Raw genomic sequence first — 584 nt, forward strand, 5'->3', positions numbered from 1 at the left:
CAGGCCGTCTACGCATGCGATCAGGATATCTTCTACGCCACGGTTTTTCAGTCCGTTCAAAATGGAAAGCCAGAACTTTGCACTCTCATTTTGCCCTACATACATGCCGAGCACGTCTTTATGCCCTTCCATGTCGATTCCGATAGCGACATAAACCGCACGTTTTACAATCCTGCCTTCATTACGGACATGGTAATGGATAGCGTCCATGAAAACGACCGCATAGATTTCCTCCAAAGGCCGTTCCTGCCATTCTTTTACGATGGGCAGGATTTTATCCGTGATCCTGCTGATGGTGCTGTCAGAAATCTCGATGTCATAGAGTTCCCGCATATGGCTTTCGATATCATTCGTAGTCATTCCTTTGGCATACATGGAGATGATCTTTTCTTCCATGTCCTGAGTGACCGTATTCTGATACTTTTTGACGATCTGTGGTTCAAACTCTCCTTTCCGGTCTCTTGGGATATCAATCTCCATATCGCCGTAGCTGGTATGCATGGTCTTCTGGGAATGGCCATTTCTGGAATTATCTGTTTCCTTGTTCCGATAATCATACTTGGAATATCCCAGTTCCTCATCCA

1 protein-coding gene is annotated in these 584 nt (G+C 45.5%); it reads right to left on the reverse strand.

All coding sequences use genetic code 11. The features are described 5' to 3' along the window. On the reverse strand, positions 1–584 hold a 584-nt coding region (locus ACESON_RS15195; protein ID WP_373110764.1), incomplete at both ends, for an IS256 family transposase.

The sequence above is a fragment of the Lachnoclostridium sp. Marseille-P6806 genome, from assembly GCF_964238185.1.
In the GTDB taxonomy this organism is placed as follows: domain Bacteria; phylum Bacillota; class Clostridia; order Lachnospirales; family Lachnospiraceae; genus Brotaphodocola.